The organism is Prosthecobacter sp. (assembly GCF_014879935.1).
GTDB lineage: Bacteria > Verrucomicrobiota > Verrucomicrobiia > Verrucomicrobiales > Verrucomicrobiaceae > Prosthecobacter.
The window spans coordinates 49,269-61,752 of sequence record NZ_JACSRD010000124.1 but is presented as its reverse complement, the minus strand read 5'-3'; the positions used below and the strand labels follow the sequence as shown (position 1 = coordinate 61,752).

Here is a 12,484-nt window from a genome sequence, read left to right as displayed (position 1 = left end):
AGGGAGAAGGTGGTGCAGCCCTCTCGGCTGCTGGGCATCAGGCCACTACCGGAACAGCGTTCCCGCACCCGGTTTGGTTTCGTCTGTCACACTCATGCAGATTGCACTAGCAAGAATGCTTCACGATTGTTAATTAATAGCGATGGCCGAAGCCAAACAGTCTTTTGGAGGAAAGTGGACAGCGGAGAAGCTGCAACGGCTCCGCAAGTATCTGCATGCCTATGTGCAGATCATGAAGAGGCAAACGTGGTGTGAGTATTGCTACATCGACGCATTTGCTGGAACCGGCTACAACACACCAAAAGACACAGAAGCGAGCGAGGACTCATTCGCCGAGTTGCTGCCAGAAGTAGCATCCAGCGAAACCCAAGCGTTCCTCGGTAGTTCGGTGCGGCTGGCTCTTGAGACGATGCCCGCATTCATGCGCTATGTTTTCATCGAGAAGGATCAGGCCAAAGCGGCCGAACTGGCAAAACTCAAGGCGGACTATCCGAGCCTCGCAGATCGCATCGAGCCAAGAGCTGGAGATGCAAATGCTGAGATTCAGCAAATCTGCTCGACATGGAACTGGCGCAATCGCCGGGCCGTGCTGTTTCTCTACCCATTCGGAATGCAGGTTACCTGGGACACGATTCGCGCTGTGGCTGAGACCAACGCCATAGATATGTGGCTGCTGTTTCCGGCAGGAATTGGCGTCAATCGTATGCTTCCCAAGCACGGCGACATCCCTGAGGCATGGAAGCGGAGATTGGATGCGTTTCTGGGTGTTCCAGAGTCCGTTTGGCGTCCTGAGTTTTACAAAGAAGAGTCCGAATCTGATTTATTCGGCATTTCGTCATCGACTCAAAAGGTGGCGACGATCAAGTCTATTGGACGTTACTTCAACGAACGTCTCAAGACTGTGTTTGAGCATGTGGCGCCGAATCCGCTCGAACTCTGCAATGATTCTGGCACCAGCCTCTATCTGCTTTGCTTTGCTGCAAAGAATGCGACCGCAGTGAAGATAGCCAACGACGTCCTCAGACCCTAACTCTCCATGCCAGCTACTTTGACAGCCCGGAATCCCATCAAGGTCATAAATCACGACCTGTTTCCGTCTCCCGAACGGGAGCCGGTGGACTTTTGGGACGTGCCAGCGACGATTCAACCCAACAATTTCATCCACAAAAGCCTCTCCAACTGGTCATTCAACATCGCGATTGGTTGCTCGCATGCATGCCGGTTCTGCTATGTGCCCAGTGCGGCGACAATCAAAATGGGTGCCCTCCTTGAACGGCACGGAATCGAGGATCCAGACGCTCAATGGGGCGAATACGTTCTTTTACGTCGGTGGGACGAAAAGAAGTTCCTTTCCTCGCTCAGGGCGGCGGAAGAAACGCCAAAGAGTCAGCTCAATCCAGACGGGAACCGGGCAATCATGTATTGCTCAACCACCGATCCATATCAGACGATTCGCCATCCTAATCCAATCAGGCAGCGTCAGCTCATGGCTGCTGCTCGCTATCTGATCACTCGGTCACTTGAACTGATCAGGGATCATTCAAGCCTTCGCGTTCGGATACTCACGCGGAGTCCTCTCGCGAAGCAAGACTTTGATCTCTTCAAGTCATTCGGAAGCCGCCTCTTGTTTGGCATGAGCCTCCCGACTATGCGCAACGATCTGGCCCGCATCTACGAACCACATGCTCCGGCACCGTCGAAGCGGCTCGAGACTCTGGCTGCCGCGAAAGCCTCAGGATTGAATGTCTATGTCGCAATAGCCCCCACCTACCCTGAATGTGATGTGAACGACTTTCGTAACACGCTTGAAGCCATTCGCGAAGTCGATCCGATCACGATTTTTCATGAGCCAATCAATATTCGGGCAGACAATGTAATGCGCATCGCATCTCATGCTCGAAGCCTCGGGATCAAGCTTCGGTCCGAAGTGTTCGCGACTCGCGAAGCTTGGCAGGACTATGCGATTGGCGCACTAGGAGCTATGAAGCAAGCCGCCAAAGAAATTGGACTGGCAAAGCGCCTTCATTCTTGGCCTGACAAAGCCTTGGGAACTGCAAACGTGCTCGCAAGGCAACCGAACCGTGATGCTTATCAGATCGGACTACAGCGAGCATGGCAGCGGATTAGTGAGTGGCCCGAATAAGCATCGTCTATGATGATTCCGGACAATTCTGCCACAAGCTGTGGCAGAATCTAAAGGGGCTCGTTTGGTTACCGTCTTGCCTTTAAGTTCTGCGACGGCCTGTCGCAGAATTGCTCTTTGAGTGACAAGCCCTTCAATTTGGCCACAAGCTGTGGCCATTTTGGTTACGCGATTCTACAACAGCCTGTTGCAGAATTGGCGGCTACCGCCTCCTCGTAAGAAACACCAGACCCATGTGCCTCCAGCAGAGTGCTCAGCATGGCGCTGGTGAGCAGAGCGAAGGCCGAATGTCCATTTTCCAGTCTAATTCAGTCCATTTATGGCCGATTCGGAGCGGACGGAGGCAGCCGGGACGGCTGCACCACATTCGCAACCGGTGCCTAGGACCGGCTGCGACCGGTGGTTTTCGATTGTTCGAGTAACGCCTGAAGCTCCTTCACGATCTCCGGCTTCTTGGAGTAAAGATTCGTCGTCTCGCCGGGATCGGTGGCGAGGTCGTAGAGTTGAGCGGGGGCTTCGGGATCGGTGTCGGGTAGGGCGTAGGGCTTCAGTTCGCCTCTGTCGTAGTTGTTTCCGCCGGAGCCGCGGTGGGCGATGTATTTCCAATTACCGCGACGAATCGAAAGGGTGCGCTGACCGGCAAAGGCTTGGGTGAGCAGATACGGCCGGATGGGAGCGGTGGCGGTGCCTTCGAGGGCGGGGAGCAGGTTGAAGCTGTCTTCGGCGGCATCGTGGGGCAATTCGGTGCCGGTGATGGCTGCGACGGTGGCGAGAATGTCGGTGAGGCAGAGGGTTTGATCGCTGGTGGTGCCCGCTTTGACCTTTCCGGGCCAGCGCACGATGAAAGGCACGCGGTGGCCGCCTTCCCAGGCATCGCGTTTGATGCCGCGCCACGGTTTGGCACCATCGTGGGCGTGATCGGCACGCATGTGGACGACGCTCGCGACTTCGGGGCCGTTGTCGCTGCTGAGTAAAACGAGCGTGTTGTCGGCGAGGCCGTGCGTTTCGAGTTCGCGCATCAATTCGCCGACGATGTGGTCGAACTCGGCGATGAAGTCGCCATGCGGCCCGGCTTTCGATTTCCCTTGGAAATCCGGCGCGGCGAAGGACGGCAAATGCACGGCCTGTGTGGCATGGTAGAGGAAGAAAGGCTGCTTTGGCGAAGTGCGTGCGTGCTGCGCGATGAACTCGCGGCTCTTCTTCAAGAAAACGAGATCCACCTCCTCCATCGGGAAGTCGGGTGCGATGAAGCCGGCGCGGCAATCATTCGCATACGGATGCTTTGGGAGCTTCGATTTGTCGATGGGACCGGTGGGCGGCACGGGGATGCGATCGCCGTCGATGAAGGCGTAAAGCCACTCGGTGGTGGGGCAGCAGGCAGTGCCGAAAAACTGGTCAAAACCATGATCGAGCGGTCCGCCCTCGATGCGGCGCGAGTAATCGATGCGCTGCACGGCGGCGCGTTCGCCGGAGTGGATCGCCTCACCGGCCTGATCGCGAAACGTGAGCCCGATGTGCCATTTGCCGACCGCGGCGGTGGCGTAGCCCTGCTTCTTCAACATCCCCGGCAGCGTGAGCTTTCCCGGTGCGATCAACGATGGCCCGCCCGTGCCCTGAAACACCGTGCCGCCGCCCGGCACGCGAAAGGCCATCTGTCCCGTCATGAGGCTGTAGCGCGACGGCGTGCAAACCGTGGCCGGACTGTGCGCATCCGTGAAGCGCATGCCCTCGCCCGCGAGCTTGTCGATGTTCGGCGTCGGGACCTTCGCCTCGGCGTTGTAGCAACGCACATCGCCGTAGCCGAGGTCATCGGCGAGAATGACGAGGATGTTCGGCTGCGCCGAAAATGATGAATGAGGAATGGCGAATGCCGAAAGAAGCAGAAGGAAGAGTCTCATGGTCATTTTGAGGTTCCCCAGAGCTGCGTTAGCAGCGCAAACATCTCGGGGTCGTGTTTTTGGAGCTCTTCTTTCGTGAAGGGAAAGAAGTCGTTTTTCGTGAAGAAGGCCTCGGAGCATTCGGCGAAGTATTCTTTGGCGTTGGTCATCGCGTAGGCGCGGTCAAGGCGCTTGCGGCCTTCGCTGTCTTGACGCTGCACGCGGTCGTAGAGGCCCGCAGCCTTCGCTTTTTGATACGCGGCCTCGATTTGCGGATGCTCGAAGCCGAGGACGCGATCGTGAAACGCGTGCGCCAGCTCGTGGAGGGCAAAGTTGGGCATGCGGCGGGTTTCGGCCTCGAAAATGCGCACGTTGGTGAACTCGATGCCTTTCGCCATCGCGGGATCGCGGCCGTTGTCCTTCAACCAGCCGGCACCGGGATGGTATTCGGCGCGTGGCGGGGCCTTTGGATACTCGGGATTGATCCACAGCGGCACTTTTTGCAGCTCGACGACGGCTTTGGCAGGCACGACGCGCACGATCTCTTCCAACTGGGCCTGAAGCAGTGGCAGGGCTTTGTTCAGCGCGGCGGCGTCGATCTTCGGGCTGATGTGCAGTGTCCAGCCGACGAGGTTTTTTGTTTCATGAGCTTTGTTGGCGGCATCGGATCTCGCGCGGGCTTTGGCGCGGATGAGTTCTTTGACTTTCGCGAGGCGTTCCGGCCAGACGAACTTCGGCGCTGTCTTCGGATCGTAGCCTTCGAGGTGGCCGGTGAGGCGGGTTTGAGGCTTGGTGTATTTGAGAACGGTGTCGCCGAAGACCTCGCGACACAGCGCGGCGAGACCGGGATCGTAGTCGAGCAGCTCGGCGCGGGTGTTGACGTGGTTGTGGTCGTGATCGGGCTCGCGGTTGTTGTCGAACCAGCTCTGCACGCCCTCGGCGAAGTATTCGTGATGGTTCACACTGGCGTATTTGCCTTTCCACAGGCCCGCCTTCATCGCGGCGTCGTAGCTGGCCTTCACGCGTGAATCAAAAGTGGCGTCCACATTGATCATGCCGCGCAGGTGGATGTTGTGCGCCAGCTCGTGGATGAGGATGTTTTCCGTGCTGTAGGGATCGCCTTCGTAGGCGAGCAGGTTTTCCTCCGCGCAGGAACAGTAGGGATCGGTGAGGCTGCCGCCCATGCCGCGGGCTCGTGCATCGCGAAAATCACGGGCGCTGAGATTCTCAAAGCCTTCCTCCTTTTCCTCCGCGAGCCAGGCCCACTCCGGTTGATCGCAGGTGAACTCGTTGTGCGCGAGGATGCTGAGTCGCGCGCCGCTTTTCACCATCGCCTCGCGCACGTCGGGTCGCTTCGACAGCATCATGTCGATGATGTAAACGGCCTCCTTGAGCGCATACGGACTCACTTTGCCCGACGCAACGACCGGAAAGCCACCCGCGCTGGCCTGCTGCGTGTAAAACGACGGCACACCGCCCACGCGAAAGGCCTGCACGCGCACCTCGGCCGTCACGAGGCTCTCTTTTTTGTCGTCGCGACCCACCATGGCAAAGCGATGCCCGAGCGAGGTGCTTATTATTGTGTCCTTGCCCGGCTGCACGCTGCCATTCGGCACGCGCTCTCCTTTGTCATTGATCCAAAACACGTCCACGACCTGCGAGCTGCCGTTGATGATCTGGAGCTTCGGCCGGTCCAGCGCGGCGTGCAGCGGCGTCAGAAGAAACAGGCAAACAAGGAGAAGACGGGACATAAGCCAAATGTGAGGATGGAAACACGCGCTGTCTTGACCGCGACAGCCCGCCGCGACGTGAAAAGCCGCACAAACGCGAAACGCACTGGAAGGCCGGACCTTGTTGCTCAATGATGCGCCCCGACTTTTTCATGAAACCGGCCTTCTCAGCGCTTCCGGGCCTCCTTTCGCCGAAAGGGGCTTTGATGATGGATGCTCGATTCGTCGAGCAGGTGGCCGATTTGATGCACGACACGGCTTTTTTCATCAAAGACGCCTCGGGGCGTTATTTGGTCGTGAATCAGTCACTCGTGGAACGGCATGGTTTGTCCGACAAATCGCAGATGATCGGCAAACGGCCCTGCGACGTGTGTCCCGGCGACTTCGGCCGCATTCCGACCGAGCAAGACGCGCATGTCCTGCGCACCGGCAAGCCGATCATCGAGCGTCTAGAACTGTTCTGGCGTCGCCCGCATGTCCCCGTGTGGGGACTCACGAGCAAACTACCCATCCGCGATGAAACCGGTCGCGTGACCGGCCTCATCGGCATCTCGAAAGACCTCACCGCCCTCGTGAACCGCGAAGAAGTGCCTCCTGCCGTCGCGCTGGCCCTGCGGCATCTCGAGCGCTCGTTTGATGAAGCCGTGAGCCCATCCTCACTCGCCAGAAAAGCTGGCATGAGCGCCGCCCGCTTCGCCCGCGTCATCAAACGCATCCACGGCATCAGCCCGATGCAGCTCATCACCAAAACACGCATCACCGCCGGCTCGCGGTTGCTGCTGGAAAGCGATGCTTCCATTGCCGAGATCGCCTTGAACTGCGGTTTTGCGGATCACAGCGCCTTCACGCGAGCCTTTCGTGCAGTGACGAGCTACTCGCCGAGCGAGTATCGAAGAGCGAAGCAGTTGGGGTGACAAGCTTCATCACGGCCCAAACCTTCAGGCGGGTCTGCCAGTTAGTGGAGGCGGGCGCGGTGGAGTTCGCGACAAGACGGCCAGTGCTATGCGCTGGTAGGATTCCTGCATCACGGTCATCGTCTCACAGCATAACCTTTTGCTTGTCTGCCAAAAGAAAGTTTGCCAGCATCCATTCTCATGAGCAGTGGATTCTCAGTTCATGAATCTGTCCCGGAAACTGGATCTTTGCCCGACAGCGCACTGGCGGAGGTGGCGTGCGATGCTGAATGGGAGGCCATGCTTCACCAACTGGTCTGCTACAGCATTCAGCATGGGCATTGCCATGTTCCCAGTCGTGATCGCAGGCATCCCAAGCTGAGTGGCTGGCTTGAGCAACAAGTGGAGCTTTTTCGAAAAGGGCGGCTTCCACAGGGAAAGCAGAAGGAGCTGGAGGCGCTCGGCATGAAGTGGGACGCCATAGATGACCAACCTGCCCGCAAGAACCACAATGAAGACCGCTGGGAGGCGAGATTCGTCGAGATCGTGGCTTTCCAGAGGAAGCACGGGCACCTCCGGATCACGCTGAAGAATCAATTGTCTCCCGGCCTCGTGCACTGGCGGGACAATCAGCGCATCCGGTTCGAGTCAGGAGTCCTGACAACGGAGCAGAAGACGAAACTCGACTCGATCGGCTTTGAATGGGAACCGCCGAAGCGAATCAGCCCGGCAATGGAGAAGCATAACGTGGAGCTATGGGAGAGCATGTTTGCAAAGCTGCTGGTTTTTCGTGAGGAGCATGGTCACTGCCAGGTGCCCAAGTCTCGAAAATACGATGCGACACTGGCTGCATGGGTGCGGGCACAGCGAAACCACCACAGCAAAAACAAACTCTTGCCTGAGCGGCAGCGTCGTCTGGAGGAGATCGGCTTCGCGTGGAAGTCGGACAAGCTGCACTTCGTTGGCGGCTGGGGGACGAGATTTTCAGAGCTGGTGGCTTTCAAGGAGAAACACGGGCATCTGCGTATCACCAAGAAGAACCAGCTATCCGCAGGTTTGATGCACTGGCGGGACAATCAGCGCATCCGCTTTCGCAGTGGTGTGATGCCACCGGAGCAGAAGGCGAGGCTCGATGCCCTCGGTTTTGAGTGGGAAAACCCTGAACGACTCAGCCCCTCCATGGAGGAACACAATGTGGCGCTGTGGGAGAGCATGTTCACGAAGCTGCTGGCTTTTCGTGAGGCACACGGCCACTGCCAGGTGCCGCAGAGCAAGAAATCCGATGCCCTGTTGGGGAAATGGGTGCAGCGTCAGCGCTATCATCATCGAAAGAACACGTTGCTGCCGGAGCGTCGGCAGCGGCTGGAGGAGATTGGCTTTGTCTGGCAGTCGGACAAACTGCACTTTGCCGACGGCTGGGAAGGACGCTTCGCGGAGCTGGTGGCCTTCCAGCAAAAACACAGCCACCTGCGCGTCACCAAGACCAACGAGTTGTCTCCTGGCCTCTCCCATTGGCGTGACAATCAGCGTATCCGCCTGCGGAACGGGGCCATGAAGCCGGAGCAGAAGGCGAAACTCGATGCCCTCGGCTTTGAGTGGGATCCGCCGGGATTGCACACAGTTGCGCTGGTTGAGCATCAAGAGTCTCAGTGGGAGAGCAAGTTTGCGCAGTTGGCGGCCTTCAAAGAAGCTCAGGGACACACCCGAGTGTCGAAAAACTGGCGGGGAAATCCTGCTCTGGGACAGTGGCTGCAAAAACAGCGGAGCAAGTTTCGCAAGGGTTCTGGCGTGGGTGGCCTCCTCCCTGAACGGCTTTCCCGCCTGGATGCGCTAGGCACGGAATGGCGTGAGTACCAATCGCTGTCACCGTTTCAGGCGAGGCCGGCTGTCCCTCAAGACCCCCGGCCCCAATGGGAGCAACGCTATGCCCGACTGGTGGAGTTTCATCGTCTTAACGGTCATGCAAATGTCCCCGGGCACCCAGACCGTCTCCTACGCAAGTGGGTTTTGGAGCAGCGTGCGAAGCATGCCGAAGCTAGCTTGGAAGCAGACCAAATCGCCCGTTTGGAGGCGCTGGGATTCTCCTGGCAGACGCCGAATCTGCGACCTGTTTCACCTCTGGTTCCAAGAGAGCGGTCGCCGAGCATCTGGGAGCTGCGATTCGAGGAACTTGCGGGCTTTGTGAGCGCTCACGGACACTTCCGCGTGCCAAAGAACAAGGAGGAGTTCAAGAAGCTCCGACACTGGGTTGTGGCGCAGCGAGTTTATCACCGCCAGGGCAGCCTGTCCTCAGCACATCGAGAGAAATTGGATAAGCTCGGCTTTCCGTGGGAGCCTGGGCAATCTGGCCGCTCCGGAGCTCAAGGCGGCTGCTCCCTAAACTGGGAAGATCACCTGCGAAACCTTGCCGTCTTCAAGGAGCAGCACGGTCACACCCGCGTGCTACATCACCGGGGTCCAGACATGAAGCTGGGGGGCTGGCTCGTTCGCCAGCGGGCGTTACATCGCGAGGGCCGCCTGCCGCAGGATCGCTTTCAGAAGATGGATGAGATCGGCGTGGACTGGAATCCCGCCAATGGGACCAGAGCGCGGCATCAATCAACCAGCCGCAGTTCTGACGAGCGCATGGCTGAGCTGCGTGAGTTTCATGCCCGGCACGGCCACGCCAATGTGCCCACCAAGTATCCACCCAATCGATTGCTGGGCAACTGGGTCTCCAACACACGCATCAGAAAAGGCCAGCTCAGCGAAAGTCGCATCCGGGAGCTGGAGTCCCTCGGCTTCCTCTGGAGAGGGGAACGAAACAACGCCCCCATACTGGCCATTACCTGGGGAGAAAATTTCGCGAAGTTGCTGGAGTTTCATCGAGCCCATGGTCATGCCAATGTGCGCTCCACGGACCCAGACCACCACGCTCTTGCTGCCTGGGTAGCTTCCCAGAGGATGAAGCACCGCCGGGGAACACTCCAGGCAGATAGAGTGCAGAAGCTCGAATCCATCGGCCTCAAGTGGGGGAAAGCAGAGTATCAGGCTGGTTTGTTGCGATCCTGGGACCAGCGTTTTGACGAACTCGTGGCCTTCCGCCGCCAGCACGGGCATCCACATGTCTCGAAGGCGGACAAAAGCCATCATAGTCTCGACATCTGGGCAAAAACTCAGCGGATGTATTACCATCAAGGCAAGCTCAGCGCGGACCAAATCAAGCGGCTTGAATCCATCGGCTTCAGTTGGAATGGCAAAGAAGGCTGGTGGGAGCGGCAGTTCAGGCGCTGGGAAGCCGCCACGCAGCGCCGTCGCACACGTCATCTGACTGCTATCGGCGAAGCAGACGATGATCTGGCCAAGTGGGAGCAAACACAGCGCAATCTTCATCGCCTGGGCAAGCTCAGCGCCGTGAAGGCAAGCAAGCTGACGCGTGCCGGACTCATCTTTGCGGAGAGGCCTCCCGAAAAGTCACGGCTTCAAATGCCGCACCAGAAACTCCATGCGCAAACGTGAGCCGTAAGGCGTTTCCGCCGCGCCATGGCCTGTGCCGGCGATGGGCATGAAGTCGAAGCTCTTCCCGGCCTTTTGCAGGGCCGCGACGACTTGCGTCGTGCTCGCGGGATCGACGTTGGTGTCGAGTTCGCCGACGATAAGGAGCAGGTGACCTTGCAGCTTGTGCGCGTCCTCTTTGTTCGAGCTTTTCACATACGACTCATCCACCGGCCAGCCCATCCACTGCTCGTTCCACCAGATCTTGTCCATGCGGTTGTCATGACAGCCGCAGTCAGCGACGGCGACTTTGTAGAAGTCGTGATGGTCGAGCAGGGCGCGCATCGCGTTTTGACCGCCGGCGCTGCCGCCGTAGATGCCCACGCGGCTGAGATCCATCCACGGGCGTGTTTTGGCTGCTTCTTTGATCCACAGTTTCCGATCTGGGAATCCGGCGTCTTTGAGGTTCTTCCAGCACACATCATGGAAAGCCTTGCCGCGATGATTCGTGCCCATTCCGTCCATTTGCACGACGATGAAGCCGAGTTCCGCGATTGTGTGATGTCCGAGCAGGCGACTGAACTCCTTCGGCGCAAATGAACCATGCGGACCGGCATAGATGTTTTCGACGACGGGATACTTTTTCGCCGGATCGAAGTTTGAAGGCTTCACGATCACTCCGTGGATGTCCGTTTTGCCATCGCGACCCTTGGCGATGAAGCGTTCGGGCATGGTCCAGCCTGTGGCGAGCAGGGCGGAGGCATCCGCTTTCTCCAACTCGCAGACGAGACTGCCATCGTGGCTGCGGTGGAGCTCGGTGACGGGCGGATGATCGGCCCGCGACCAGGTGTCGATGAAGAAGTCACGCTTCGGGGAGAAGTCGACCTGGTGATTGCCATCGCCTTCGGTCAGCCGCTGAAAGCCGCTGCCATCGAAGTTCACGCGGCAGAGATGCGTGTGATACGGGTCTTCCTTCTCCCGCAGGCCGCTTGCGAGGAACCAGATTTGCTTGCCGGTCTCATCGACATGCAGAACCTCGCGCACCGGCCACGCGCCTTGGGTGATTTGATGCTTCATCACGCCTTTTTTCCCATCGTAGAGCCAAAGATGGCACCAGCCGTCACGTTCGCTCATCCAGAGGAGTTCGTGGGTGTCGTGCAGCCAGTGGCGCCAGGTCTTCTTGGTGTAGTCGATGAAGGTCTCCGACGTTTCCTCGACGATCACGCGCACGGAGCCGGTCTTCGCGTTCACGGCGAGGACGCGGTAGAGCTGGTGGCCGCGCTGGTTGTAGTCGAAGTAGAATTCGCTGCTGTCCGGCGACCAGGTGAGCTGGAAGAATTCGGCGTTGAGAAACGGCGTGGGGTAGAGGTCCGACTTCACGCGGGTCCATTCGCAGCCAGTTTCGCTGATGCGAAAGATCACCGGGAAGGGTTTGGGCAGCGGATCTCCGGGTTTGGGGTATTGAAACTCGCGCAGCCGGGGCTGGAGCTGGTCTTTGGGCGTGGATTCGATGAAGCCCACTTTGCGGACGGGAAGGGGCGGAGCGCAGTTGAGGACAAAGGTGCTGGAGTCCGGCGACCAGATGGCTTTGTCGCGGAAGGGCATCCGGGCCGCAGGCTCGACCTTCATCCGCACGAGTTTGTGGGTCTTCTCGTGGTGCAGGAGAATGAACTCCTTCTCATACATGACGGACCATGTGCCGTCGGGGGATTTCACGCCGCGATCCGTCTTCTTTGGCTGTGCTGGTGCTGGCGACAGGCCCTTGCCGTCGATGATGAGGGTCTGAATGGCCGCCGCTGCCTCGATGACGGCGAGGTGTTCGCCCGTGCGGCTGGTGATGAGCCAGATGTGGCCTTCAAAGGTGTGCTGTTCACGCTCGCTGCCAGCACGGATGCGCCCGTAGCTCACGTGCTCGCCTTGCTGGTTGATCCAGAAGAGATCGACGTCTTCATCGAACTGATTGATGAATTTGAAGCCTGATTCCCCGCCGGTGCGGGTGGTTTTGCGGAGCTGGATCTTGGACTTGGAGGTCGTCACGGCCTCCTGTTCGGGAAGACCGAGGTCCTTGAGCGTTGGGGCGACCTTGCGCTTGCCGGTGGCGGCATCGATGGAGACGAACTCGTGGCTGCCCGGCCCGGTTTGCACGCGATACCAAAAGGAACTCCCATCCGGGAGCCAGTTGGGCTTCACACGGTCCCGGAAGACTTTGTTTTCGGTGCGCTTCGGCAGGTCATCGGCGCTCCAGGCGGTGCCGATCAGGAGTTGCGCGGCCAGAAGCGCGTGGATGACGGGGACATTCATGGAGTCGATCCATGATCGAACTCCGTGCGGGCACTGTTTCTTGGCAGGTTTCGGCCTGCAGCCGGG

7 protein-coding genes are annotated in these 12,484 nt (G+C 58.8%); 4 read left to right on the top strand and 3 right to left on the bottom strand.

The features are described 5' to 3' along the window. Positions 1–142 precede the first annotated feature (142 nt). Together tcmP and IAE77_RS10195 are read left to right on the top strand one after the other, a co-directional pair. Positions 143–1,030, top strand: coding sequence for a three-Cys-motif partner protein TcmP (gene tcmP / locus IAE77_RS10200; protein ID WP_294225652.1), 888 nt, complete (start codon positions 143–145; stop codon positions 1,028–1,030). 6 nt (positions 1,031–1,036) lie between these two features. After that, on the top strand, positions 1,037–2,143 hold the full coding sequence (locus tag IAE77_RS10195; protein WP_294225649.1) for a radical SAM protein: 1,107 nt from the start codon (positions 1,037–1,039) through the stop codon (positions 2,141–2,143). Positions 2,144–2,523: 380 nt separating this feature from the next. Here IAE77_RS10195 and IAE77_RS10190 read toward each other — a convergent pair whose 3' ends face one another. After that, entirely contained in the window at positions 2,524–4,041 is a 1,518-nt protein-coding gene (locus IAE77_RS10190) for a sulfatase-like hydrolase/transferase (RefSeq protein ID WP_294225646.1), read from the bottom strand. Positions 4,042–4,043: 2 nt separating this feature from the next. Continuing rightward, positions 4,044–5,771: a zinc-dependent peptidase gene (locus tag IAE77_RS10185; protein WP_294225644.1), complete on the bottom strand. Its 1,728-nt coding sequence runs from the start codon at positions 5,769–5,771 to the stop codon at positions 4,044–4,046. 131 nt (positions 5,772–5,902) lie between these two features. Between IAE77_RS10185 and IAE77_RS10180 the strand changes: the two genes are divergently transcribed. Further along, positions 5,903–6,664 (top strand): AraC family transcriptional regulator, encoded by a 762-nt coding sequence (locus IAE77_RS10180; protein ID WP_294225641.1) that lies wholly within the window; start codon positions 5,903–5,905, stop codon positions 6,662–6,664. A gap of 180 nt (positions 6,665–6,844) precedes the next feature. Further along, positions 6,845–10,141, top strand: coding sequence for a helicase associated domain-containing protein (locus IAE77_RS10175; RefSeq protein WP_294225639.1), 3,297 nt, complete (start codon positions 6,845–6,847; stop codon positions 10,139–10,141). Here the strand turns inward: IAE77_RS10175 and IAE77_RS10170 are convergent. Further along, on the bottom strand, positions 10,097–12,418 hold the full coding sequence (locus tag IAE77_RS10170; RefSeq protein WP_294225637.1) for a prolyl oligopeptidase family serine peptidase: 2,322 nt from the start codon (positions 12,416–12,418) through the stop codon (positions 10,097–10,099). The two genes, IAE77_RS10175 and IAE77_RS10170, sit on opposite strands and share 45 nt — an antisense overlap. Between the last annotated feature and the right edge of the window lie 66 nt (positions 12,419–12,484).

Coding starts and splice junctions, on each gene's coding strand:
- tcmP (WP_294225652.1), top strand. CDS start 143: ATGGCCGAAGCCAAACAGTCTTTTGGAGGAAAGTGGACAGCGGAGAAG.
- IAE77_RS10195 (WP_294225649.1), top strand. CDS start 1,037: ATGCCAGCTACTTTGACAGCCCGGAATCCCATCAAGGTCATAAATCAC.
- IAE77_RS10190 (WP_294225646.1), bottom strand. CDS start 4,041: ATGAGACTCTTCCTTCTGCTTCTTTCGGCATTCGCCATTCCTCATTCA.
- IAE77_RS10185 (WP_294225644.1), bottom strand. CDS start 5,771: ATGTCCCGTCTTCTCCTTGTTTGCCTGTTTCTTCTGACGCCGCTGCAC.
- IAE77_RS10180 (WP_294225641.1), top strand. CDS start 5,903: ATGAAACCGGCCTTCTCAGCGCTTCCGGGCCTCCTTTCGCCGAAAGGG.
- IAE77_RS10175 (WP_294225639.1), top strand. CDS start 6,845: ATGAGCAGTGGATTCTCAGTTCATGAATCTGTCCCGGAAACTGGATCT.
- IAE77_RS10170 (WP_294225637.1), bottom strand. CDS start 12,418: ATGAATGTCCCCGTCATCCACGCGCTTCTGGCCGCGCAACTCCTGATC.